This is a genomic window from Anaerostipes sp. 992a, assembly GCF_001940245.1.
Taxonomy (GTDB): Bacteria; Bacillota; Clostridia; order Lachnospirales; family Lachnospiraceae; genus Fimousia.
On sequence record NZ_MJIG01000003.1, the window covers coordinates 50,348 to 75,917 of the forward strand.

At 39.0% G+C, this 25,570-nt stretch carries 23 protein-coding genes and 1 riboswitch; of the genes, 22 read left to right on the plus strand and 1 reads right to left on the minus strand.

What is annotated here, in order from left to right; all coding sequences use genetic code 11:
- The first annotated feature begins 26 nt into the window (after nucleotides 1-26).
- The 9 genes from BHF69_RS01960 (at nucleotide 27) to tnpA (ending at nucleotide 12,212) form a co-directional block, all read left to right on the plus strand.
- Nucleotides 27-728 carry a winged helix-turn-helix domain-containing protein gene (locus BHF69_RS01960; RefSeq protein WP_075669410.1) on the plus strand — a complete coding sequence of 234 codons (702 nt, stop codon included), beginning with the start codon at nucleotides 27-29 and terminating at the stop codon, nucleotides 726-728.
- 62 nt (nucleotides 729-790) lie between these two features.
- On the plus strand, nucleotides 791-2,266 hold the full coding sequence (locus BHF69_RS01965; RefSeq protein ID WP_075669411.1) for a sensor histidine kinase: 1,476 nt from the start codon (nucleotides 791-793) through the stop codon (nucleotides 2,264-2,266).
- A 25-nt stretch (nucleotides 2,267-2,291) separates the two neighbouring features.
- Nucleotides 2,292-2,393, plus strand: a riboswitch (ZMP/ZTP riboswitch).
- 33 nt (nucleotides 2,394-2,426) lie between these two features.
- Nucleotides 2,427-3,980, plus strand: coding sequence for a bifunctional phosphoribosylaminoimidazolecarboxamide formyltransferase/IMP cyclohydrolase (gene purH / locus BHF69_RS01970; RefSeq protein ID WP_075669412.1), 1,554 nt, complete (start codon nucleotides 2,427-2,429; stop codon nucleotides 3,978-3,980).
- Between the two features lie 133 nt (nucleotides 3,981-4,113).
- A complete protein-coding gene (locus tag BHF69_RS01975; protein ID WP_075669413.1) occupies nucleotides 4,114-4,497 on the plus strand; it encodes a hypothetical protein in 384 nt (127 codons plus the stop codon).
- A 984-nt stretch (nucleotides 4,498-5,481) separates the two neighbouring features.
- A complete protein-coding gene (locus BHF69_RS01980; protein ID WP_075669414.1) occupies nucleotides 5,482-8,385 on the plus strand; it encodes an insulinase family protein in 2,904 nt (967 codons plus the stop codon).
- An 11-nt stretch (nucleotides 8,386-8,396) separates the two neighbouring features.
- The gene (era, locus tag BHF69_RS01985; protein WP_143249458.1) at nucleotides 8,397-9,302 is read left to right on the plus strand and encodes a GTPase Era; all 906 of its coding nucleotides are present in this window, start codon (nucleotides 8,397-8,399) and stop codon (nucleotides 9,300-9,302) included.
- A 6-nt stretch (nucleotides 9,303-9,308) separates the two neighbouring features.
- Entirely contained in the window at nucleotides 9,309-10,049 is a 741-nt protein-coding gene (recO, locus tag BHF69_RS01990; RefSeq protein ID WP_075669416.1) for a DNA repair protein RecO, read from the plus strand.
- 67 nt (nucleotides 10,050-10,116) lie between these two features.
- Nucleotides 10,117-11,505, plus strand: a complete 1,389-nt coding sequence (locus BHF69_RS01995) for a glycine--tRNA ligase (protein ID WP_075669417.1) — start codon at nucleotides 10,117-10,119, stop codon at nucleotides 11,503-11,505.
- A gap of 236 nt (nucleotides 11,506-11,741) precedes the next feature.
- Nucleotides 11,742-12,212, plus strand: a complete 471-nt coding sequence (gene tnpA, locus BHF69_RS02000) for an IS200/IS605 family transposase (protein WP_075669051.1) — start codon at nucleotides 11,742-11,744, stop codon at nucleotides 12,210-12,212.
- A 296-nt stretch (nucleotides 12,213-12,508) separates the two neighbouring features.
- On the opposite strand, the gene BHF69_RS14100 is transcribed toward tnpA, so the two are convergent.
- Nucleotides 12,509-12,670 (minus strand): hypothetical protein, encoded by a 162-nt coding sequence (locus BHF69_RS14100; RefSeq protein ID WP_158022539.1) that lies wholly within the window; start codon nucleotides 12,668-12,670, stop codon nucleotides 12,509-12,511.
- A 440-nt stretch (nucleotides 12,671-13,110) separates the two neighbouring features.
- Here BHF69_RS14100 and BHF69_RS02010 point away from each other — a divergent pair, with 440 nt between their 5' ends.
- The 13 genes from BHF69_RS02010 (at nucleotide 13,111) to purE (ending at nucleotide 25,556) form a co-directional block, all read left to right on the plus strand.
- Nucleotides 13,111-14,328, plus strand: a complete 1,218-nt coding sequence (locus BHF69_RS02010) for an iron-containing alcohol dehydrogenase (protein ID WP_075669419.1) — start codon at nucleotides 13,111-13,113, stop codon at nucleotides 14,326-14,328.
- Between the two features lie 367 nt (nucleotides 14,329-14,695).
- Entirely contained in the window at nucleotides 14,696-15,583 is an 888-nt protein-coding gene (locus BHF69_RS02015; RefSeq protein WP_075669420.1) for a sulfide/dihydroorotate dehydrogenase-like FAD/NAD-binding protein, read from the plus strand.
- A complete protein-coding gene (gene gltA, locus BHF69_RS02020; protein ID WP_075669421.1) occupies nucleotides 15,583-16,971 on the plus strand; it encodes an NADPH-dependent glutamate synthase in 1,389 nt (462 codons plus the stop codon). The genes BHF69_RS02015 and gltA overlap by 1 nt, the downstream gene beginning before the upstream one ends.
- A 182-nt stretch (nucleotides 16,972-17,153) precedes the next feature.
- Nucleotides 17,154-17,588, plus strand: coding sequence for a hypothetical protein (locus BHF69_RS02025; RefSeq protein ID WP_075669422.1), 435 nt, complete (start codon nucleotides 17,154-17,156; stop codon nucleotides 17,586-17,588).
- Nucleotides 17,589-17,697: 109 nt separating this feature from the next.
- Entirely contained in the window at nucleotides 17,698-18,960 is a 1,263-nt protein-coding gene (locus tag BHF69_RS02030) for a dihydroorotase (protein ID WP_075669423.1), read from the plus strand.
- Between the two features lie 66 nt (nucleotides 18,961-19,026).
- On the plus strand, nucleotides 19,027-19,950 hold the full coding sequence (gene pyrF, locus BHF69_RS02035; RefSeq protein WP_075669424.1) for an orotidine-5'-phosphate decarboxylase: 924 nt from the start codon (nucleotides 19,027-19,029) through the stop codon (nucleotides 19,948-19,950).
- A 29-nt stretch (nucleotides 19,951-19,979) separates the two neighbouring features.
- A complete protein-coding gene (locus BHF69_RS02040) occupies nucleotides 19,980-20,744 on the plus strand; it encodes a dihydroorotate dehydrogenase electron transfer subunit (protein ID WP_075669425.1) in 765 nt (254 codons plus the stop codon).
- Nucleotides 20,744-21,646: a dihydroorotate dehydrogenase gene (locus BHF69_RS02045; RefSeq protein WP_075669426.1), complete on the plus strand. Its 903-nt coding sequence runs from the start codon at nucleotides 20,744-20,746 to the stop codon at nucleotides 21,644-21,646. The genes BHF69_RS02040 and BHF69_RS02045 overlap by 1 nt, the downstream gene beginning before the upstream one ends.
- Before the next feature lie 13 nt (nucleotides 21,647-21,659).
- On the plus strand, nucleotides 21,660-22,337 hold the full coding sequence (gene pyrE / locus BHF69_RS02050) for an orotate phosphoribosyltransferase (RefSeq protein WP_075669427.1): 678 nt from the start codon (nucleotides 21,660-21,662) through the stop codon (nucleotides 22,335-22,337).
- Between the two features lie 28 nt (nucleotides 22,338-22,365).
- Nucleotides 22,366-22,518, plus strand: a complete 153-nt coding sequence (locus BHF69_RS14235) for a hypothetical protein (RefSeq protein ID WP_192846979.1) — start codon at nucleotides 22,366-22,368, stop codon at nucleotides 22,516-22,518.
- Between the two features lie 48 nt (nucleotides 22,519-22,566).
- On the plus strand, nucleotides 22,567-22,890 hold the full coding sequence (locus BHF69_RS02055; protein WP_075669428.1) for a hypothetical protein: 324 nt from the start codon (nucleotides 22,567-22,569) through the stop codon (nucleotides 22,888-22,890).
- Nucleotides 22,891-22,900: 10 nt separating this feature from the next.
- Entirely contained in the window at nucleotides 22,901-24,988 is a 2,088-nt protein-coding gene (locus BHF69_RS02060) for an aminopeptidase (protein ID WP_083650954.1), read from the plus strand.
- A gap of 64 nt (nucleotides 24,989-25,052) precedes the next feature.
- A complete protein-coding gene (gene purE, locus BHF69_RS02065) occupies nucleotides 25,053-25,556 on the plus strand; it encodes a 5-(carboxyamino)imidazole ribonucleotide mutase (RefSeq protein WP_075669429.1) in 504 nt (167 codons plus the stop codon).
- Nucleotides 25,557-25,570 lie beyond the last annotated feature (14 nt).

Here is a 25,570-nt window from a genome sequence, read left to right on the forward strand (position 1 = left end):
ATCGTATCGGGAGAGGAGAACAATTCATGAGTGAAAAAGCGACTGTATTAGCAGTTGATGATGAAGTGCATATTCTGGAACTGATTGAGTATAATCTTTGTCAGAACGGATTTCATGCCTTGACGGCGGAAAGTGGAGAAGAAGCACTGAAAATTATCAAGGATAAAAAAGTAGATATGGTGTTGCTTGATTTGATGATGGAAGGAATGGATGGATTAGAGGTATTAAAGCACATCCGTCAGGAGGAAGATACGAAGGATCTCCCAGTCATCATTCTTACTGCAAAAGGGGAAGAAATTAATAAGGTTCTGGGTTTAGAGTTAGGTGCAGATGATTATATGTCCAAGCCTTTTGGAGTTCATGAATTGATTGCAAGAATAAAAGCTGTTCTTCGAAGAACAACGCGAAAGGGACAGGCAGAGACAGACAATCAGAAAATCAAGGTGGAAGATATGACCATTGACAGACGGACAAGAGAAGTGACCATTGGTGACCAGGTGATACATCTTCCGCTAAAGGAATTTGAACTGCTTTATTTACTGGCTAAGAACAGAGGTCAAGTATTTTCAAGAGATCAGCTTCTGGATACCATCTGGGGGTATGATTATTATGGAGAAACGAGGACAGTTGATGTACATATTCGGAATCTGCGTAAAAAAATAGAAATTGATGATACAAAACCAGATTATATCAAGACAGTGCGTGGAGTTGGATATAAATTTAACTAGTTATCGCAAATAAAAATTGAAGTTTCTGTAACAATGACTGACAATACATATTAGGAGAAGCTATGAGAAAACAATTGTGTTATTCTTATTTAGCTGTAATTATTTTGGCAATACTCGGCACGAGTGTTGCCTTTTGTTCCCTTGGATACAGCTATTTAAAAGAAGAAAATTATAATCGATTTACAGAAGAGGTTCGTCTGCTGGCAGGAGAACTGAAAGAAAAAGATATGGCAGAGCAAGAAAGTCTGAATCGCTTTGTGGAGGGAGCATCCAAGCGTATAGATGCCAGAATCAGTATTATCAATGGCCAAGGCTATGTGATTGCGGATTCAGAGTCGAAAACGGCGGAGAATCACAAGCATCGAAAGGAAGTCAGGGAGGCTATGCAGGGAAAGGTAGGAAAAGATGTAAGAGGATCTGCAACCACGGGAATCTCTTATTATTATACGGCATTGAAAACAACCATTAATGGAGTGGACTATATTGTAAGAATTGCCATGCCTCAAAAAAATGTTAATCAATTGATTTACAATCTTGCTGTGTCTATTGTGACGATTTCTGTGATCTGCTTAGCCATTGCCATGCTTTTAGCATATTATTTTGTGCGAAAAATTACAGAGCCAGTTTATGATATTTCAGAAAAAGCAGAATTAATTGCAGGCGGCGATTATAAGATTCATATTCGTCCTACAGGAACAGGACATATCTATCGTTTGTCAAGGGCGCTGGATCATATGGTGGAGAGTCTTAGGGAGAACCAAAAGACTTTAGAAAAGCAGAATCAGGAACTAAGGGAACTGGAAGAATTACGTGCCAGATTCGTATCCAATGTTACACATGAACTGAAGACACCACTTACTTCCATACGGGGATTTGTAGACACGTTGAAGGAAGGGGCTATTCATGATCCCAATGTATCCATGCGTTTTTTAGATATTATTGATATTGAAGCAGAGCGTTTGTCCAGATTGATCAGTGATGTATTATCTTTATCTGAAATTGAACAGAGAAAAGGAGGAGAGATTGTCTACTGCAATGTTGCTCAGGTAGTTGGAGACGTTGATGAAATTCTTCAAATGAAAATGAAGAAAAAGAAGAAGGAATTGAAAAAAAGCGGGAAAAAGGGCAGTGATGTAAAGCTGTTTGTAGATCTGGGAAAAGATATTCCAGATTATCCATGTGATGAGTCACATATGAAAGAGGTTCTGATCAATCTTGTGGACAATGCATTGAAATATACATTGGAGGGTTCCGTTACGCTTCGGGTGTTTGAATGGAATCATATTTTGCATATTCAGGTTAAGGATACAGGAATTGGAATTGCCAAGGAGCATCTTCCACGATTATTTGAGAGGTTTTATCGGGTAGACAAGGGAAGATCCAGAAAACAGGGGGGAACAGGACTTGGACTTTCTATCGTAAAACAGATTGTGGATTTGTATGGAGGGACCATTAAGGTGGACAGTAATCTCGGATATGGAACCACCTTCCGCATTTATTTCCCATATGACCAGGAGAAAAAAAGTCTTGAAAAATAGAAGATGATAGTGTATCTTAAAAAATATAGGATTATGTGACTGGCGGATAGACAGAGGAGACTTTGTCTGAGTAGAAAAACTACAGGGAGCATAAGCCTGATGAACGCCGACCGCCTGGGCAAGCCGCATATAAGTCTAAAGCATTGTAAAGGAGAAATTTATGAGAGCATTAATTAGTGTATCCGACAAAACAGGCATTGTTGATGTTGCAAAACAATTAGTGGAATTAGGAGTAGAGATTATTTCCACAGGAGGAACTTATAAGAAATTAAAGGAAGAAGGCGTTCCTGCAATCGAAATTTCTGAAATTACTGGTTTTCCAGAATGTTTGGATGGACGTGTAAAGACATTGCATCCAAAAGTGCATGCTGGTCTTCTTGCCATGAGAAGCAATGAAGAACATATGAAGCAATTAAAGGAATTAGAAGTAGATACCATTGATTTTGTATTTGTAAATCTTTATCCATTTAAAGAAACAATCTTAAAAGATGGAGTAACACGAGCAGAGGCAGTGGAGAACATCGATATCGGTGGACCAACGATGCTTCGTTCAGCTGCTAAAAACTATCAGGATGTTACGGTAGTCGTAGATCCTGCTGATTATGAAACAGTTTTAACAGAATTAAAGGAAGAAGGCGAAGTAAGCTTAGATACAAAGTTTTACTTAATGCATAAAGTATTCATGCATACTTCTAACTATGATACGATGATTGCAGCATATTTGAAAAAAGAAAGAGGAGATGATTCTCTTCCAGAGACATTGACACTGACTTATGAAAAGGTTCAGGATATGCGTTATGGTGAAAATCCTCATCAGAAAGCAGCATTTTATCGTGAAATCGGTAAGAAAGCAGGTTCCTTAGTAGATGCTGTTCAGTTAAACGGAAAAGAATTATCATTTAATAATATTAATGATACCAATGGAGCTTTGGAATTATTAAAAGAATTTACAGAGCCAACGGTTGTTGCATGTAAGCATGGTAATCCATGTGGCGTGGGCAGTGCAGACAACATTATGGATGCATGGACAAAAGCGTTTGAAGCAGATAAGACATCTATCTTTGGTGGAATTGTTGTGATGAATCGCCCGGTTACGTTAGAATTGGCAACAGAACTTAAGAAGATTTTCTTAGAAGTAATTGTAGCACCAGAGTATGACCCAGAAGGATTGGCTTTATTACAGCAGAAGAAAAATGTCCGTGTATTACAGTTAGCGGATATCTCCGTACCACAGCCAGCAGGTTCTTTAGATCTTAAAAAGGTAAATGGCGGATTGATCGTACAGACTATCGACAGTGAACTTCTTCATGAAGAAGATTTGAAAGTAGTAACAGAAGTTCAGCCAACAAAAGAACAGATGGAAGATATGTTGTTTGCATGGAAGGTTGTGAAATTTACGAAATCCAATGGTATTGCAGTAGCTAAGAATAAACAGTCTGTAGGGATTGGACCTGGACAGGTAAATCGTATCTGGGCTACAAAACAGTGCTTTGAGCATGCAGAAGAATTAATTGGACCGGATGCAACAAAAGGGGCGGTATTAGCTTCTGATGCATTCTTCCCATTTGATGATTGCGTGGAAGCAGCACATCAGGCTGGAATTACAGCAATCATTCAGCCAGGAGGATCTGTAAGAGATCAGGATTCCATCGATAAATGTAATGAGTATGGAATTACCATGGTGTTTACAGGAATGAGACATTTTAAACACTAAGTATAACAAATAATGATAGCAGCAATGGAGTTGTTTCTATATAGGGACAGCTCCATTTTTTATTACATTAAAAAATTCCTCGAATTCCTTATGTAATAAAAACCCTATAAATATCAATCAGGAAGGTGAGAATATGAAGGAAAAATTAAATATGTATACGGTTTGTATGGCAGGATGGATCATGGGAGTGATGGTAACCATTTATTGTATTTACAAAAATATGGGTAATGTGGGAGTAGTTAATTTGATACTGGCAGGAGTTGTATTCTGGATGACCATGATGTTATTTATTCAAGATGTGGCAAAGCCTGTATCAGAGCGTAGATTTTGTAAAGGAATGGAAGGAACAGTGTGGAAAGACTATATTCTTTGTCTGCTTGCGGATGTCTGTATTGTATTGGGATTTTTAGGATATTTGGCAACAGCTAATTATTTATTTCTGGCGGTGATTTTTCTATTAATACTGATTCGTGGAATGAAAAGAACCTCATTTTTTCATGAGACAGTAAAAAGATGAGAGAAATAGAAATGGTTGCAAAAATATTTTTATCTAAAAAATACGGGTTTCTTTGACTACGGGATAATATGTGAGAACGAAATCATTCCGGTCAGCAATCAGGCTACGGAGCTTCCAAATCTGATACATGTTTTCTCTTGTTCCACACCAGGACAGACGAAAATCTTATCTCTCGTCCAGGGACAAATGGCTATGTAAGCAAGCTTCCAGCCATTTGTCCTTATGGACGGGCAAAAGCATCGCTTTTGCCAAAGATTTTCTGCCTGAGAAAACATGTAAGCTCCTTCGCAGATTGCTTTACCGGAATGGTTTCATTCTTTGTAGTATATTGGCTTCTCCCATATTCGTGTGGAGAAACGGAGTGTGGCAAAGAAGAAAACTTTTTCATAGACCATATCCCCGTTTTCCCAACTTATATAGATGCAAGAAAATACAAAAAAAGAACGGAAATGTTCCAGCAAGGCAATATTTGGAGGAGCTTTTTACTATCACTTACATGATTTGCTCTTTGTCAGAAAATTTTTGCAGAAAGCAACGCTTTCTGCCGCCCATCAGAGCAAATGGGGAGAAGCTTGCTTAAGAACCATTTGCGGATGGGCGGCATATAAGATTTTCGTCTGGTTCCTACCACGAGAACGCTAAAAGCGAAGCGGCTGTGGCGAGTGGCAAAAGTGCAAAGCATGTTAGTGATTGTTAAGCTCTGGAAACCTGATTGCCGGCTGGAATCATTTCGTTCTCATCACTTGCATCTGTATTCCAGAAAACCCTTATTTAATGGATTCCAAATATTTATAAAAAACGCAGGAGCTGTGTTAAATGAAGTTATTTCACTTCATTTAGCATAGTTCTTTATTTTTACATAAATTTACATAAAATAGGGAAAAACAAGGCTACTTGTCTTTTCTACCTTCTTTGTGTTAGAATGTTTTCCAAGAGAAAAGAGAAATAATAATCATATAGATTTTAATGAAACGAGGGAAATCGATGAATCAAGCATATGAATTAAAGAAAAAAGAATTTTTAGAAGAGTTGAATGGGGTTGGATATATCTTAGAGCATAAAAAGACAAAGGCCAGAGTTGTAGTCGTTTCGAATGAAGATGAGAATAAAGTATTTCAGATTGGATTCCGTACACCTCCAACGGATGATACAGGAGTCCCTCATATTTTGGAGCATTCTGTTTTGTGTGGATCTAAAAAATTTCCTTTAAAGGATCCCTTTGTCGAATTAGTAAAAGGGTCTTTGAATACATTTTTAAATGCGATGACTTATTCAGATAAGACAGTATATCCAATTGCCAGCTGCAATGACAAGGATTTTCATAATTTGATGCATGTTTATCTGGATGCAGTATTCTATCCGAATATTTATGAAAATGAAAAGATCATGCAGCAGGAAGGATGGCATTATTCTATTGAGAATCCAGAGGATGACATCGTCTATAATGGGGTTGTTTATAATGAAATGAAGGGAGTATTTTCTTCCCCAGAGCAACAGCTGATGAGAGTGATCCAGAAATCTCTGTTGCCAGATACTCCATATGGATTTGAGTCCGGTGGGGATCCAGAATATATTCCAGATTTGACGCAAGAAGCATTTCTTAAGTTCCATAAAACCTATTATCATCCATCCAACAGCTATATCTATTTATATGGAAATATGGATGTAGAAGAGAACTTAGCCTTTATAGATGAAGAATATTTATCTAAGTTTGACTATCTGTATGTGGATTCTGAGATTGGTGATCAGAAAGCATTCGAATCAACCAGACGAGTGGAAGAGGAATATTCTATATCAGAAAATGAGGAAACAGAGAACAAGACATATCTTGCATATAATGCTATTATTGGTAATAGTTTGGATAAAGAATTATATTTGGCTTTCCAGATTTTGGATTATGTTTTGCTTGGAGCACCGGGAGCACCGGTAAAAGAAGCGTTGATTAAAAAGGGAATTGGCGTAGATGTATTTAGTTCCTATGATAATGGAATCAAACAGCCAGTATATTCTATTGTGGCACAAAATGCGAATCCAGAACAAGAAAAGGAATTTATTGAAACTATAGAAACTGCATTAAAAGTGGCGGTGGAAAATGGAATTGACCGCCGTGCGTTAGAAGCAGCTCTGACAAACTATGAATTTAAATACAAAGAAGGGAACTTTGGAAGATTTCCAAAAGGACTCATCTATGGGTTGAACATGTATGACAGCTGGCTTTATGATGATGACAAACCATTTATTCACGTTAAGACCAATGAGACATTTGCAATTTTAAGAGAAAAGCTGGATACGGATTATTTTGAAAATCTGGTTTCTAAGTATTTGCTTTCTAATACTCATAAAACGATTGTAGTCTTAAAACCAGAAAAAGGACTCAATGCAAAATTAGAGAGCGAGACAAAAGAAAAGCTGGCGGCATTTAAGGCAGCCTTATCTGACAAAGAAGTAGAACAATTGGTTGAAATGACAAAGGCGTTGAAGAAATATCAGGAAGAGCCGACCAAAAAAGAAGATTTAGAAAAGATTCCTTTATTATCTATTGATGATATTGGAAAAGAAGGGAAAAAGCTTTATAACACGGAACTTGAGCTGGCAGGAGTCAAAGCAGTGCATCATCCGATTTTTACCAATGGAATTTCCTATATTACCTTGTCGTTTGATGTAACAAACCTCCCGGTAAGATTAATGCCATATGCTTCTATGCTGACTGGCATCTTCCGTTATGTGAATACAGAGCATTATACTTATAATGAATTATCCAATGAGATCAATATCAGCACAGGAGGCATTGGATGTAACTATCATGTAATGCCAAAGGCTGATGAGAAAAGAACGCTGATTGCGATGTGGGATGTAAAGACAAAATGCTTTTATGATAAGATCAGTGATGCATTCCGACTGATCCAAGAAATCATGTTTACTTCTGATCTGGAGGACCGAGTGCGTTTAAAGGAAATTATTGCTAAGATTCATACCCAGTTGAAAATGGGATTTTCTTCAGCGGGACATAAAACGGCTGCAGGGAGAGCATTGTCTTATGTGTCAGAGGGATGCCTTTATAAGGAAGTAATAGAAGGAATTACTTTCTTTGAATTTTTGGATGATTTATATAAAAACTTTGAAGAAAAAGCAGAAGAATTGATCGCCGGATTAAAAGAAGCCAGAGAGGCTATCTTTACGAAAGAAAATCTGATGATCAGTATTACCGATGATCAGGATACCAAAGAGGTATTTGAAAAAGAGATAGAAGCATTTGTTCAGCGATTGTATCCGACAAAAGAAATGAAATATGATCCATTGACCGTAAAGGTGTTAAATGAAGGATTTGCGACAGCCAGCAAGGTACAGTACGTTGCAACTGCAGGTAACTTTATTGACGCAGGATATCAGTATCATGGAGCACTGAAAGTACTTCAGGTTATGTTCTCCTATGATTATTTGTGGGAAAACATCCGTGTAAAAGGTGGGGCTTATGGATGCATGTGCAGCTTTGCCAGAAATGGAGATGGATATTTTGTATCTTATCGAGATCCAAAATTAATGGAGACCTATGATATTTATAAAAAGGCAAAGGATTATGTTGCATCTTTTGATGCAGATGATCGTACTATGACAAAATATATCATTGGGGCTATCAGTAACATGGATGTGCCAATGGAACCATCTGCGAAAGGAGAATTTAGCTTTGGTGCTTATCTGGCTGGAGTAACGGAAGAGATGCTTCAGAAGGAGAGAGAGCAAGTGCTGTCCTGTACACAGGAGACGATTCGCAGCTTAGAGCCGATTGTGGAAGCTGTGGCAAATCAAGGTCTGATCTGTGCCATCGGAAATGAGGATAAGATGAAAGAGGCAAAGGAAAGCTTCTATGAAGTAAAACACGTATTTTAATAGAAAGGATTATTATGCAGGAATTTAAATCAGGATTTGTAACATTAATCGGGCGCCCTAACGTTGGAAAATCTACATTGATGAATCATTTGATCGGACAGAAGATTGCGATTACATCCAGTAAGCCACAGACTACGAGAAATCGAATTCAGACAGTATTCACAGACGAAAGAGGACAGATCATCTTTCTGGATACGCCGGGAATCAATCGTGCGAAAAATAAACTGGGAGATTATATGTTAAGCGTTGCCCAGCGTACGCTAAATGAAGTGGATGTGGTGTTGTGGCTGGTAGAACCGACTACTTTTATTGGAAAAGGTGAGGAATATATCATCGAACAGCTCAAAAAAGTTAAGACACCGATTATTTTGATCATTAATAAGATTGACACGGTAGAAGAACAGGATGTGTTTGAAGCGATTAAAAAATATAAAGATGTGATCGAATTTGCCGAAATTATTCCGGTTTCCGCTTTGAAAGATAAAAATACAGATGATGTTATTACGACTATTTTCAAGTATTTAGAGCCAGGTCCAAAATATTATGATGAAGATACAGTTACTGATCAGCCGGAACGACAGATTGTGGCGGAATTGATTCGTGAAAAGGCATTACGGCTTCTGGATAAAGAAATTCCTCATGGAATAGCTGTAGTCATCGATTCTATGAAAACGAGAAGAAGAAAAGATATTGTCGATATTGAAGCTACGATTATCTGTGAAAAAGCTTCTCATAAAGGAATTATTATCGGAAAGCAGGGGGCCATGCTAAAGAAGATTGGAAGTCAGGCACGTCGTGAGATGGAAAATCTTTTAGGGATGAAGGTCAATCTTCAGATTTGGGTGAAGGTGAAGAAGGACTGGAGAGATAGTGATTTCTTATTAAAAAATTATGGATATAACAAAAAGGAAGTGTAGTCATATATGGGACAGGAAATTACGGTAACAGGAATGATTCTGTCAGCCGGACCTGTTGGAGAATATGACAAACGGATTGTGATGCTTACAAAGGAGAGGGGCAGGATTTCCAGCTTTGTCAGAGGAGCAAGAAAGGCCAATAGTCCCTTTGTGGCCGTCTGTCAGCCGTTTACTTTTGGAACATTTACGCTGTATGAAGGTAGAAACTCCTTTAATCTAATGAATGCAAAGGTAGAAAATTATTTTGATACGATCAAGCAGGATTTGGAATTGATCTATTATGGAAGCTATTTTTGTGAATTTGCCTCTTATCTAACAAGAGAAAATAATGATGAAATGGACATATTAAAGCTCTTATATCAGACTTTACGGGCATTAGAGAAGGGAACGATTCCTTTACCACTGATTCGAAGCATTTATGAAATCAAGGTATTGGCCTTCTATGGATATGGGATGGAAAGCTTTGCCTGTATTCGGTGTGGAAGCAGAGAAAATTTAACCTGCTTTCACAGTCGGGCTGGAGGGGTATTGTGCAGTGAGTGTGGAAAAAAAGAAAAAAGTATCCTCCTTTTGGAATCAACCCTGTATACGATTCAGTATATCATAAGCAGCACAGTGGAAAAATTATATACGTTTCATGTTTCTCCACAGGTTTTATGTCAGCTTAGGGAGATTTGCAGGGACTATATGGCTGCTTATGTGGACTATTCCTTTAAATCATTAGAATTTATTGATAGAAAGTATTGAAAAAATATGAAAATGTAGGTACAATAAAACAGATTATACATGAAAACAACAATGCGAGGTAATGAAAATGGAAAAAACAATGGATAAAATCGTAGCGTTAGCAAAATCCAGAGGTTTTGTATATCCAGGTTCTGAAATTTATGGAGGACTGGCAAATACATGGGATTATGGTAACCTTGGCGTGGAATTAAAGAATAATGTAAAGAAAGCATGGTGGAAAAAGTTTATTCAGGAAAGCCCATACAATGTAGGGGTTGACTGTGCAATCTTAATGAATCCTCAGACATGGGTTGCTTCTGGACATTTAGGAGGATTCTCCGATCCACTGATGGATTGCAAGAGCTGTCATGAAAGATTTCGTGCAGATAAATTAATTGAAGATTTTGCACAGGAACATGGAGAAGAATTGGAATCTTCTGTGGATGGATGGACACAGGAACAGATGAAAGCATATATTGATGAACATAATATTAACTGTCCTTCCTGTGGAAAGCACGATTTTACAGATATCCGTCAGTTCAACCTGATGTTTAAGACTTTCCAGGGTGTAACAGAAGATGCGAAGAATACTGTTTATTTAAGACCAGAAACAGCTCAGGGGATTTTTGTAAACTTTAAGAATGTCCAGAGAACATCCCGTAAGAAAATCCCATTTGGAATCGGACAGATCGGTAAATCTTTCCGTAATGAAATTACACCTGGTAACTTTACTTTCCGTACACGTGAATTTGAACAGATGGAATTAGAATTCTTCTGTGCACCAGATACAGATTTAGAATGGTTTGAATACTGGAGAAGCTTCTGTATTAACTGGTTAAAAGATCTGGGAATCAAGGATGACGAGATGCGTCTGCGTGATCATGACAAAGAAGAGTTATCTTTCTACTCTAAAGCAACCACTGACATTGAATTCTTATTCCCATTTGGATGGGGTGAATTATGGGGAATTGCAGACAGAACAGATTATGATTTAACACAGCACCAGAATACATCCAAAGAAGACCTGACATACTTTGATGATGAAAAGAAAGAAAAATATATTCCATACGTAATTGAACCATCTCTCGGTGCTGACCGTGTGACATTGGCTTTCTTATGCTCTGCATATGATGAAGAAGAGATCAAACCTGGGGATGTTCGTACGGTAATGCATTTCCATCCGGCAATCGCACCAGTGAAGATTGGAGTATTGCCATTATCTAAGAAATTAAATGAAGGTGCTACCGCAATCTATCAGGAATTAAGCAAGTACTATAACTGTGAATACGATGACAGAGGAAATATTGGAAAACGTTATCGAAGACAGGATGAAATTGGAACTCCATTCTGTATCACATATGACTTTGATTCTGTAGAAGACGGTGCAGTAACTGTTCGTGATCGTGATACTATGGAACAGGAAAGAATCAAAATTGCAGACTTAAAAGCATATTTTGATGAAAAATTAGCATATTAATAAGAATGATTTGACATTCAGAAAGATTGCTGTCGCACTGAACGAAGTTTTCATTGTTAGGCTTTAAGCCTGTTCATCATTGTGGAGTTTCTCAGGCAGAGAAACGAAACTTTGAGGAACAAAGAAACCACCGGCTCAGCCGGTGAGTCAGCATTGCTTCAGCTTACAGTAAAAAACCTCCAATGATATAATTATGTTGGTTCGCCAACCACATAAAATCAAAGGAGGTTATCCAAATGGATATTAGTAGTTTATCACATACAAAATGGAATTGTAAGTATCATATTGTTTTTGCACCAAAATATAGAAGAAAAGTGGCATACGGAAAGTTAAAACAAGATATAGCTAATATTCTGAGTATGCTATGCAAAAGAAAAGGTGTAGAAATAGTGGAGGCAGAAATCTGTCCAGATCATGTACATATGCTGGTGAGGATTCCGCCAAGTATAAGTGTTTCAAGTTTTGTAGGGTATTTAAAGGGAAAAAGTACACTCATGATATTCGAACGACATGCAAATTTAAAGTATAAATATGGAAATAGACATTTCTGGTGTCGAGGATATTATGTAGATACTGTAGGGAAGAATGCAAAGAAAATACAAGAGTATATTCAAAATCAGTTAAAAGAGGATTTAGAATATGATCAAATGACACTAAAAGAGTATATTGACCCGTTTACGGGTGAGCCAGTAAAAGCAAATAAATAAAATGAGCCCTTTAGGGCTCCATAGGTAAATGATGTTGCAGTTGGCGAACCATTCGATGAGTCTTTAGACTCTAGTGCCGGTAATTTGCCCTTATAGGGCAAGTACAAACCACCGGCTGAGCCGGTGGTTGTGATTTGGTGCGGCAGTTTTTTAATGTCTTTTGTTTTGATAGGATAAATGCGGGTTTTGTGGACTAAATGAAGAAGAAAATTTCTCCTCCTGCGCCTAGGATGCCAGAACGTAAGAACAACCAAAGCTGTCTGGATTTACCCCGAGCCAAACCCTAATCCGCTCCGCTAGTCGGGCTTGGCATGGCACAAGACGAACTGCCTTCCTTTTTTCCATAACAGTTGGAAAGGTAAGTAAACTTCCCTACCAACTGTCCTATGGAAAACAGTCATCTTCGATGCCTGAAGCAGTTCTGGTGATAGAATCCAGCCAACAGGTTGTTCTAACATTCCGCATATGTCGCTTTCGGAGGAGTTTTCTTCTTTTCCATGTTCCGTTTCTCCATATGAATATAGGAAAAACATGTATCAGGTTTGGAAGCTCCGCAGCCTGATTGCTGACCGGAATGATTTCGTTCTCACACATTATCCCATAGTCAAAGAAACCCGTATTTTACATACCAAATTCTCCGGTTCTGAGCTATATGCTGTGTGAAGATACGTAGAGCATCGACCCGAAATAAATGATAAATAATAATAATATGAAAATAATCAAAAAAAAATAAAAATAAATCGAGAAAAAAATAGTATAGTTGCCTAAAATTAATAAAAAAAAATTAGAATATTTGCATAAATGAAGGAATAAGTATTGAAAGTAAATGAAAAAATGATATAATGAAATTGTCAAGAAAATATCAATGCAGTACGAGAATGTTAAGGAGGAATTTGCAATGGCAAGATTTACATTACCTCGTGACCTTTATCACGGCAAAGGGGCTTTAGAAGCATTAAAAACATTTAAGGGTAAGAAGGCAATTATTTGTGTAGGCGGCGGTTCTATGAAACGTTTCGGATTTTTGGATCGAGCTGTCAGCTATTTGGAAGAGGCTGGTATGGAGGTTCGGTTATTCGAAGGGATTGAACCAGATCCATCTGTAGAGACAGTTATGAAGGGTGCAGCAGCGATGCAGGAATTTGAGCCAGATTGGATTGTGGCAATGGGAGGAGGTTCTCCAATTGATGCTGCGAAAGCAATGTGGATTAAATATGAATATCCAGATATTACATTTGAAGAAATGTGCAAGGTATTCGGTATTCCGGCATTAAGACAGAAGGCTAATTTCTGTGCAATATCTTCCACATCTGGAACAGCTACAGAAGTAACTGCATTCTCAATTATTACGGATTATGAAAAAGGGATCAAATATCCGATTGCGGATTTTGAAATTACACCTGATGTGGCCATCGTAGATCCAGAACTTGCAGAAACAATGCCTAAAAAATTAGTTGCGCATACAGGTATGGATGCGATCACACATGCAATTGAGGCTTATGTTTCCACAGCAAACTGTGATTTTACAGATCCTTTGGCATTGCATGCATGTAAGATGATCAAGAGAGATCTGGTTGCATCTTATAATGGAGATATGGAGGCGAGAGATAATATGCACAATGCTCAGTGCTTAGCTGGTATGGCATTCTCCAATGCTTTATTGGGAATTGTGCACTCTATGGCACATAAAACAGGTGCTGTATTTGCTGATTATGGTGCACATATCATCCATGGAGCAGCCAATGCAATGTATCTTCCAAAGGTAATTGCATTTAACGCAAAAGATGAAACGGCAAAAATCCGTTATGGTGAAATTGCCGATTTCATGGAGTTAGGCGGAGAAACATTAGATGAAAAAGTGGATGCTTTGATTGCTTATTTACGTGGAATGAATGATGATTTAAATATTCCTCACTGTATTAAGAATTATGGAGCAGATAGTTATCCAACGGAAACGGGATTTGTGCCAGAAGAAGTATTCTTAGAAAGACTTCCAGAAATTGCTGCCAATGCATTGCTGGATGCGTGTACAGGTTCTAATCCTCGTCAGCCAAGTCAGGAAGAGATGGAAAAGCTGCTGAAATGCTGTTATTATGATACAGAAGTTGATTTTTAATCGTTTATTGATGCGATAACAAAGACTTTTTATAGCATGGGACCATAGACTATGTTTGCATGAGTGGTTCCATGCTATCATTATGATGGAAATTATTTTTGTCAAGCATGGCATAATGATAAAAGATTAACCAAAGATTTGTTAAAATAATACGCAAATCTATTGTATTTCTATTTGTACATTTGGTTATATGCTTTAGATATAGAGAAATATGTTAAGGAAAAGATACAATTGCACAGAATTTATCAGAAGTATTGTTATTAAGTTGTCAGAATATTCAGTTGATTTATAAAAAAGGAATTGCTATAATATTACTACCTGATATGAAAAATGTGGGAATGAGAATAAAATACTAGGAGGGAACAAAATGTACAAAATTTTAAAAGCCGAAAAATTGGCTGCGAACATTTATCTTATGGATGTAAAAGCTCCCCGTGTTGCAGAATACTGCCAGCCAGGACAGTTTGTCATCGTTAAGATGGATGAAAAAGGAGAAAGAATTCCACTTACTATCTGTGATTATGACAGAGAAGCAGGAACGATCACGATCGTATTCCAGCCAGTAGGTGCATCCACAACAAAGATGACATCATTAAAAGCAGGAGATTCTTTCCGTGACTTTACAGGACCACTTGGATGTCCATCTGAGTTAGTGGAAGAGGATCTAGAAACTTTAAAACAGAAGAAAATCTTATTCGTTGGCGGTGGTGTAGGAGCAGCTCCTGTTTATCCACAGGTAAAATGGATGAAGGAACACGGCATTGATGTAGATGTTATTATCGGAGCAAAGACAAAAGATTTATTAATTTTAGAAGAAGAGATGGAAGCAGCTGCCGGCAATTATTATCCATGTACAGATGATGGTTCTTATGGACATGCAGGTATGGTTACAAGCAAGATTGAACAGCTGGTAGAAGAAGGAAATCATTATGATGTCTGTGTTGCTATTGGCCCAATGATCATGATGAAGTTTGCCTGTCTTACAACAAAGAAACTGGGAATTCCTACAATTGTCAGCATGAACCCAATTATGGTAGACGGTACTGGTATGTGTGGTGCATGTCGTGTTCGTGTAGGGGATGAGATCAAATTTGCCTGCGTAGATGGACCAGAATTCGATGGACATTTAGTTGACTTTGATCAGGCGATGAAGAGACAGCAGATGTACAAGACTCAGGAAGGCAGAGCAATGTTGAAATTACAGGAGGGCGACACTCACCATGGTGGATGTGGTCATTGCGGAGGTGACAACTAATGGCAGATATGATGAAAAGAGTTCCAGTAAGAGAGCAGGATCCAAAAGTAAGAGCAACTAACTTTGAAGAAGTATGCTATGGTTATAATCAGGAAGAAGCAGTAACAGAAGCTGCACGTTGTTTAAATTGTAAGAATGCAAAATGCATTCAGGGATGTCCGGTATCCATCAACATTCCCGGATTTATTTCTAAAGTGAAAGATGGCGATATTGAAGGCGCTTATGAAGTAATCGGAGAATCTTCTGCACTTCCAGCAATCTGCGGACGTGTATGTCCACAGGAGTCTCAGTGTGAAAGCAAATGTATCCGTGGAATCAAGGGAGATGCTATCTCCATTGGTAAGCTGGAACGATTTGTTGCAGATTATGCATTGGAAAATGATATCAAACCAAAAAAAGCAGAAGAAACAAATGGAAAGAAAGTAGCTGTGATCGGTTCTGGACCATCTGGTCTTACCTGTGCCGGTGACCTTGCTAAATTAGGTTATGAAGTAACCGTATTTGAAGCGCTTCATGAATTGGGCGGCGTATTGGTATATGGTATTCCAGAATTCCGTCTTCCAAAACAGAAAGTGGTAAAGAAAGAGATCGAAAAAGTAAAAGAATTAGGTGTTAAATTTGAAACCAATGTAGTAATCGGAAAATCCATTACGATCGATCAGTTAATGGAAGAAGAAGATTTCCAGGCAGTGTTCATCGGTTCTGGAGCAGGACTTCCAATGTTTATGGGAATTCCAGGCGAAACAGCCAATGGTGTATTCTCTGCCAATGAATACTTAACAAGAAGCAACCTGATGAAGGCGTTTGATGATTCTTACGATACACCAATCGTGGCTGGAAAGAAAGTAGCTGTTGTCGGTGGTGGTAATGTAGCAATGGATGCTGCAAGAACTGCACTTCGTCTTGGTGCAGAAGTACATATTGTATACAGACGTAGTGAAGCAGAGCTTCCTGCCAGAGCAGAAGAAGTACATCATGCAAAAGAAGAAGGAATCATCTTTGATCTTCTTACTAATCCAAAAGAAATCCTTGTGGATGAAGATGGATGGGTAAAAGGAATGAAGGTGATCAAGATGGAACTTGGTGAACCAGATGCATCTGGTAGAAGACGTCCGGTAGAGATTGAAGGGTCTGAATATGAAATCGAATTAGATACGGTCATCATGTCACTTGGAACTTCTCCAAACCCATTGATCGCATCTACAACAAAAGGGTTGGAAACGAACAGAAGAAAATGTATCGTAGCAGACGAAGAAAATGGACAGACATCCAAAGCAGCAGTATTTGCTGGTGGTGATGCGGTTACCGGAGCAGCAACTGTTATTCTTGCGATGGGAGCAGGAAAAGCAGGGGCAAAAGGTATCCACGAATTGTTATCTCAGAAGTAATATAAGTATGTCTTAAAATGACAAAAAGAAGCATTGCAAAGCGCAGTGCTTCTTTTTGTACTAAAAATGAAAGCAAGAAGGAAAATTGGATATAATATTATAAATTTTTAAGGATTTTTAAATGGAATCGTTAAATATTTCAGTTATAATAGGAGTATCAAAGGATTGCGGAGGGAAACAGCATGAGAAAAATGAAATATTTCAATAAGAAGGCCATTGTTGCATTGGGAATCTGCTGCGGACTTGCAGGTTATGTATTTATGAATCATCGAAGTGAGGCATCTGCTGCAGATGCAGATACGAATATTGGTGGAATGGATATTGGATATCATCAATGTGAAAATAATATGGAAGAGATCTTAGACGAGGATGTTAGCGAGACTATTTCCATTCAGGTAATCGATTTACAGGAAAAAGGAGAAACTTATCAGGTCAGCGATGCTGTAGAACTGGAGAATGGATATTATCATCATATTGAAAAAGAAGGAGGACACAGCGTGGTTGCTGGTATCAGTGTGGATGATAAGAATTATGTAGTGACTATGGATTCTGATAAAATGATTAGTGACGAAGAAGTAAAGGAAGCAATTGAGGAGCTTCAGGAAAAATTAGCATAAGACTTTTAAAAGAAGCATCTTTTTCATAGAAGGTGCTTCTTTTTTCGTATTTATAATGTTATACTAAATGAGATTAAACATGTAAGAAGATCATGCTAGGAGGAAATCTATGATTTTAATTAAGAATGGAAGGGTTATGGACCCGAAGACTGGATTTGATCAGATTGGGGATGTCGTATTAAACGATGGAAAGATCTGGTCCGTAGGAGAAAAGACACAGGGAGAATTTGAGCAAGTGATCGATGCAAAAGGTTGTATTGTTGCTCCTGGTCTGATCGATGTCCATGTCCATTTTCGTGATCCTGGATTTACTTATAAAGAGGATATGATAACCGGAAGCCAGGCAGCGGCAGCAGGAGGCTTTACCACCGTTGTATGTATGGCTAACACAAATCCAGTTGTGGACAACGTGGATACTTTGAAAGAGATTTTGGAACGGGCGAAGGCAATGCCCATTCGTGTGCTGCAGGCCAGTGCAGTATCTAAAGGATTAAAAGGAAAAGAACTGGTGGATTTTCGGTCCATGAAGGAAGCAGGAGCCGCAGGTTTTACCGATGATGGCATTCCTCTAATGGATGCCGGAATGTTAAAAAAGGCAATGGAGATGGCAAAGGAGTGTGATCTGCCAATCAGCCTGCATGAAGAAGATCCGGCTTTTATCGATGCACCAGGCGTTAACCAGGGAGAAGTGTCTAAGAAGCTTGGATATGGAGGTGCGTCTGCGCTGGCAGAGGATGTTATGGTCGCAAGAGACGTGATGATTGCTATGGAGACAGGAGCAGCAGTAGATATCCAACATATCAGTTCTGGAAATTCTGTGGATCTGGTACGATTTGCAAGAGCACATGGGGCAGATGTAGCAGCGGAAGCTTCTCCGCATCATTTTTCTCTGACAGAAGAAGCAGTACTTGAGCATGGCACATTGGCGCGTATGAATCCGCCGCTTCGTACAGAATGGGATCGTCAGAAGATCATAGAGGGATTGAAAGACGGGACCATTGCCATGATTGCTACGGATCATGCACCTCATTCAAAAGAAGAGAAGGAGAGAGTGCTTTCCAAGGCACCAAGTGGAATCATTGGACTTGAAACTGCTTTGGCACTGGGAATTACCAATCTGGTGAAGGAAGGACATCTGACCATGATGGAATTGTTAGAGAAGATGACCATCAATCCTGCCAGGTTTTATCATCTGGAGCAGGGAAGCATTGAAGTTTCAAAACCAGCGGATCTGGTTATTTTCTGTCCGGATGAAAGCTATGTGGTAGATGGTTTTTGTTCGAAAGCTTCCAATTCTCCATTTATTGGGGCAGAACTTTATGGAAAGATTAAATACACCATCTGTGATGGGAAGGTAGTATTTGAGAATTGATCATAGATATGGTAAAATTTTTAAGAAAAGTAACATGGCCAGGTGTCATGAAAAAAGGAGATTCCTATGATAAATAAATTAGTAAGTAAGATTCAGAAATTAGAAGCGCCAATCGTAGTAGGATTGGACCCAATGTTAAATTATGTACCGGAGCATGTACAGAAGAAGGCATATGCAGAATATGGGGAAACCTTAAAGGGAGCAGGAGAAGCAATTTTTGCATACAACAAAGCGATTATTGATGCAACCCATGATCTGATTCCGGCAGTAAAGCCACAGATTGCCATGTATGAGCAGTTTGGGATCGAAGGGCTTATTGCATTCCAGAAGACATGCGAATATGCAAAGAGTAAGGATCTGGTCATTATTGGAGATATTAAGAGAGGGGATATCGGTTCCACCTCTGCAGCTTATGCAGTTGGCCATGTAGGACAGGTGTCCGTTGGAGTCAATAAATATCGTGGATTTGATGAGGACTTTGTAACTGTGAATCCATACCTTGGAAGTGATGGGGTGCAGCCATTTATCGACGTATGTAAGGAAGAGAACAAAGGAATCTTTGTATTGGTAAAGACCTCTAATCCATCCAGTGGAGAATTCCAGGATCAGCTGATCGATGGAACTCCATTGTATGAAAAGGTCGCAGAAAAGGTTGCTCAATGGGGAGAATCTCATATGGGAGATACTTACAGTTATGTAGGAGCCGTAGTAGGAGCTACTTATCCTAAGATGGGTGAGGTTTTAAGAAAAGTAATGCCAAAGGCATATATCTTAGTTCCTGGATATGGTGCTCAGGGAGGAAAAGCAAAGGATTTGGCTCCATTCTTTAATGAAGATGGATTAGGTGCGATCGTAAACTCTTCTCGTGGAATCATTGCGGCCTATAAGCAGGAAAAATATGCTTCTTTTGGTGCGGAAGGATTTGCTGATGCATCTCGTCAGGCCGTTCTGGATATGAAGGAAGATTTAAAGCAAGCCTGGATGAAATAGTTGCAGAAAAAGACGATAAGGAGAGCACGATGGGAATTAGTAAGATTACAGCTGAAGTTGCAGTACAGAAGCCTATTGCAGCCGGCATTTATGATATGACATTAAAGGTTGGAGAGATGGCGAAGGAAGCCAGACCGGGACAGTTTGTTTCTGTTTACAGCAATGATGGAAGCAAGCTTCTTCCAAGACCGATCAGTATTTGTGGAATTGATGCGGAAAAGGGAGAATTAAGAATTGTATACCGGATAGCAGGAGAAGGAACGAAGGAATTCTCAGGATATGTATCAGGAACGAAGGTGGAAGTGATGGGACCTTTGGGCAATGGATATACCATAAAAGATAAGAAGGCCATTGTGATTGGTGGAGGAATTGGAATTCCGCCAATGCTCGAGTTATCCAAGCAGTTAAATTGCGAAAAAGCAATGGTACTTGGTTACCGCGATGAGACCTTTTTAAAAGAAGAATTTGAAGCACTGGGAGATGTCTATGTATCCAGCGATCTTGGAACGGCAGGTATAAAGGGAACCGTACTGGATGCCATTAAGGAATATGGAGTAGAAGGGGATATTATCTACGCATGTGGACCGATGCCAATGCTTCGTGCTATTAAAGCATATGCAGAAGAAAAGGGCATTGAGGCGCAGATTTCACTGGAAGAGAGAATGGCATGCGGTGTTGGTGCATGTTTGGGTTGCGTCTGCAAATCCAAAGAAAAGGATGAACATACCCATGTGCATAATAAGCGAATCTGTAAAGATGGTCCGGTATTTGATGCAAGGGAGGTAGAAATCTAATGAACTTATCAGTAAATATTGCAGGAGTTACATGGAAAAATCCAGTTACCGTTGCATCCGGTACCTTTGGATCAGGAGCAGAGTATAGTGAATTTGTGGATTTAAGTAAGTTGGGTGCTGTTACTACCAAAGGGGTTGCTAATATTCCATGGGAAGGAAATCCAACGCCGAGAGTGGCAGAGACCTATGGTGGTATGCTCAATGCTATTGGACTTCAAAATCCTGGAATTGATGTATTTGTAAAAAGGGATATTCCGTATTTAAAATCACAAAATGCAACCATTGTAGTCAATGTATGTGGAAAAACAACAGAAGATTATGTGGAAGTAGTGGAACGTTTGGGAGACGAGCCGGTAGATATGCTGGAGATCAATGTGTCCTGCCCGAATGTAAAAGAAGGCGGAATTGCATTCGGACAGAATCCAGATGCATTATACGATATTACGAGAGCGGTAAAAGCAAAGGCAAAGCAGCCGATTATCATGAAATTGAGCCCAAATGTCACAGATATTACCGAGATGGCAAGAGCGGCAGAGGCAGCAGGAGCGGATGCCGTGTCTTTGATCAACACATTGACCGGTATGAAGATCGATGTGGAGCGTCAGGCGTTTGTCCTTGCCAATAAGACTGGTGGACTTTCCGGACCTGCCATTAAGCCGGTAGCGGTTCGTATGGTATATCAGGTAGCCAATGCAGTGAAGATTCCGATCATCGGCATGGGTGGAATCCGTACAGCAGCAGATGCCCTGGAATTTATCCTGGCTGGTGCTACTGCAGTTTCCGTGGGAACCTGTAACTTTGTAAATCCTCAGACTACTATGGAAGTCATTGCGGGAATTGAGGATTATATGAAGCGCCATAAAGTAGAAGATATTAATGATCTGATTGGAATTGTAAAATAAAAGGAGAAAGACAATGGAACAGTATAAGAAAGAGTTTATTGAATTTATGATCGATTGTAACGTATTAAAATTTGGTGATTTTGTAACAAAAAGTGGCAGAAATACACCATTTTTCGTAAATACCGGCTTCTATCGTACAGGAGCACAGTTAAAGAAATTGGGCGAGTATTACGCAACTGCTATTCATAATAAATTTGGTTTGGATTTCGATGTATTATTTGGACCTGCTTATAAGGGAATTCCATTAAGCGTAGCAGCAACTATGGCAATTTCTGATATGTATGAGAAAGATGTCCGTTACTGTGCCAACCGTAAAGAGGTAAAAGACCATGGTGATAAGGGAATCTTACTGGGAAGTCCGATTGAAGATGGAGATAAAGTGATCATTATTGAAGATGTAACAACTGCAGGAACATCTATTAAAGAAACACTTCCGATCGTAAAGGCACAGGGCGATGTAGATGTGTTAGGTCTGGTAGTATCTGTAGACCGTATGGAACGTGGACAGGGAGAAAAGAGTGCTTTAGATGAAATTCATGAAACATATGGATTGGAGACCACAGCAATCGTTACCATGGCAGAAGTAGTAGAACATCTGTATAATAAGCCTTATAAAGGAAAAGTTATTATTGATGATACATTAAAAGCAGCAATTGATGCATATTATGAAAAATATGGAGTAGCAAAATAGACATCCAGAACAAAGAACAGGAGGAGCCATGAACGAAAAATTATACAAGAAATTAGGACGTGCAGGCGGCTTTGGCATTGCAATCGGTATTATTGAGATTGTAGTAGGAATTATTTTAGGCACTCTTACGATTATTCAGGGAGCAAAATTATTAAAAGCAAAAGTAGATATTATGTTTTAGAGAAGAAACAGGCGATTTTCGTCTGTTTCTCATTATTTAGGAGGCAATATGAGAAAGAGTTTTTTAGATGAAAAGTATCGTCCTACCGGAGAAAGTATTTTAAAAGAATCAAAGCTTTCCATGGCATGCGGAGTTTTGGGATTGGCTGTATTTGCAGCTTTGGTATGGATTTCTTTTAAGCAGCAGGGAAACGGTGGTAGTTATCTTGGATTTTTCGGATGGATGCTCATATTAGCGGCAATCGTAGGGGAATACTATGCTTATGTGGGACTGTGTCAACCGGGAGGCAAGATGAGTGCAAAAATAGCCGGACTGGCAGTCAACAGTATGTTAATACTGATCTTAATAGTGATATTTATCATGGGAATTTAGGAGGACATTCATGGATTATCATGAAACATTCAAAGAAGAAAATGAACAGATGAAAGAGCGATATGAACTGACCTTGCAGCGTATCGCCGAAATGAATCAGGAGGAGACGGTAGCAGAGCCTTATCGGTCCTATTTTCGAACCATGGCCGGTTTTCTGCTGAAAATGAACGACTTATATCGTATAGTTGCTGCAGGAGAGATGAAAAACTGGACATTGGAAAAATGCAGCAGATTTAATGAAGAATTGTATTGGGATATTTTACAAGAGCACTACGACAAAAGCTATGGAAATCCGTCTTATGCAGTGTCAGTGCTAGGTGAAACTTTCGGTAAGATCTTAAGCTTTCTGTACACGGAGCTTCGAGGTGAGATTGTCTTCGCCTACGAACAGCGTTTGTTTGATATGACCATTGTGAATGAGTTATTTATCGAAATCTATAACCTGTTTGAGCAGGAAAAGGTTACTTATCGGAAGGTAAAAGAAGCGGTTTACTGGTATGTCAGCGATTACAGCGATGTGATGATGATGTATCGGACGAGGGAACAGTTAGATACAGATCTTAATTTTGCTACAAGCATTATTATGGATTCAGATCTTAGTGATCTTCGTTATTTGTATCAGTATGGAGAATATATATCTGAAAATGAACGGAAGACGGCAGAGTTTTTAAATACATTTTCTCAAGAAGAGATAGACGCAATTGCAGCTGTTTACACGGAGGGCTATCGAGAAGGATTTGCGGCAAATGGGATGGATATCAGTAAGAAAAAACTGGTAAATATTCGGTATTCTATAGGATTTGAAAGAATTATTCGGTCTGCCATTGGTCAGTTTGCTGCCATGGGTCTGGAGCCGGTAATTTATCGCAGCGCCGTTCATAGCATTAATAAACGTCAGATGATCAAAATCGGTTATGTATCCACCAGCCCTAATAAACAGTATGAATTCGATCACAGATGTGATGGTGCCATTTATCTGGATAAATCCTTTGTTACAAGAAAGCTTGAGAATTTAAGAGCAGCCTACGAGGAATATAAGGCGGAGGCAGAAGTATTTGGTGGACCAGCCTGCATGGAAATCTTTGGAGAGACACCATTTGAGCCAGTCAACAAGCAGGAAGTCTATACCTATAGTGAGGCGCAGGAGCAGTTGGAGGTACAGTACCGTAGTCAATCCAATCAGATTGTCAATGAGTATATTCGTCCAGAGGAAAGAAGCTTTACAATCATTGCTTATCCAATGCCGGAAATTGGTGATCAATATGAAGAAATCTTCCGGGAAATCATAAAAGTGAATACACTGGATAAGGATTTGTATCGGGAGATTCAGCAAAAGCTGATCGATGCCCTGGATCAGGCCAAGGAGGTATGGGTACAGGGAAAAGGAGCCAATCAGACAGATATCCGTGTGCAGATGCAGGAAAGAAAGAATCCAGATAGGGAGACTAATTTCGAAAATTGTCTGGCAGATGTGAATATTCCGGTAGGGGAAGTTTTTACCTCACCAAGATTGTCTGGTACCAATGGGATTTTACATGTCAGCGAAGTATATTTAAATGAATTAAAATATAAAGATCTTGCCATAACCTTTGAAGATGGAATGATTAAGGACTATACCTGCAAAAATTTTGAAACAGAAGAAGAAAATAAGAAATATATCAAAGAGAATGTTCTTTATAACCAAGAGACGCTGCCAATTGGAGAGTTTGCCATTGGAACGAATACGACAGCGTATGTTATGGCACATCGATATGATATTGTCTATAAGCTTCCGATTCTGATCGTAGAGAAGATGGGACCACATTTTGCGGTGGGAGATACATGCTACAGCTATTGTGAGGAGACAAGGGTATATAATCCTGATGGCAAAGAAATCGTAGCTAAGGACAACGAATGTTCCATTCTAAGAAAAGAGGATATAAAAAAGGCTTATTTTCATTGTCATACAGACATTACCATTCCATATGAGGAAATTGGAAGTATTACAGCCATTGGAAAGGACGGCAGCAGTACAGTTATTATCCAGAATGGAAGGTTTGTTTTACCGGGAACGGAGGCTTTGAATCAACCTTTCCTTGACGAAATGGAAAAGAATTAGTAGAATGATTGAGAAATAGTTTGTATTATCGATATGATTTAATAGAAGAAAAGGAGAATTAGCAATGGCAAAAGTTGGTATTGTGATGGGAAGCGATTCTGATATGCCTATCATGAGTCAGGCAGCAGCAGTTTTAGAGCAGTTTGGAATTGATTTTGAAATGACCATTATTTCTGCACACAGAGAACCAGATATCTTTTTTGAATGGGCAAAGGGGGCAGAAGAAAGAGGAATTAAGGTAATTATTGCAGGAGCAGGAAAGGCAGCACACCTGCCAGGTATGTGTGCCGCATTATTTAAAATGCCTGTGATCGGAATTCCAATGAAAACATCTGATTTAGGAGGAGTTGATTCTCTTTATTCTATCGTGCAGATGCCTTCTGGAGTACCGGTTGCAACGGTTGCGATCAATGGTGGAAAGAATGCCGGAATTCTTGCAGCACAGATTCTTGCTACTTCTGATGACGAATTATTGGCAAAGATCAAGGATTACGCTAATGATATGAAGGAAGAAGTGGTAAAAAAAGCAGAAAAACTAGATCAGGTAGGATACAAAGAATATCGTTAATGATTGCTGCACAT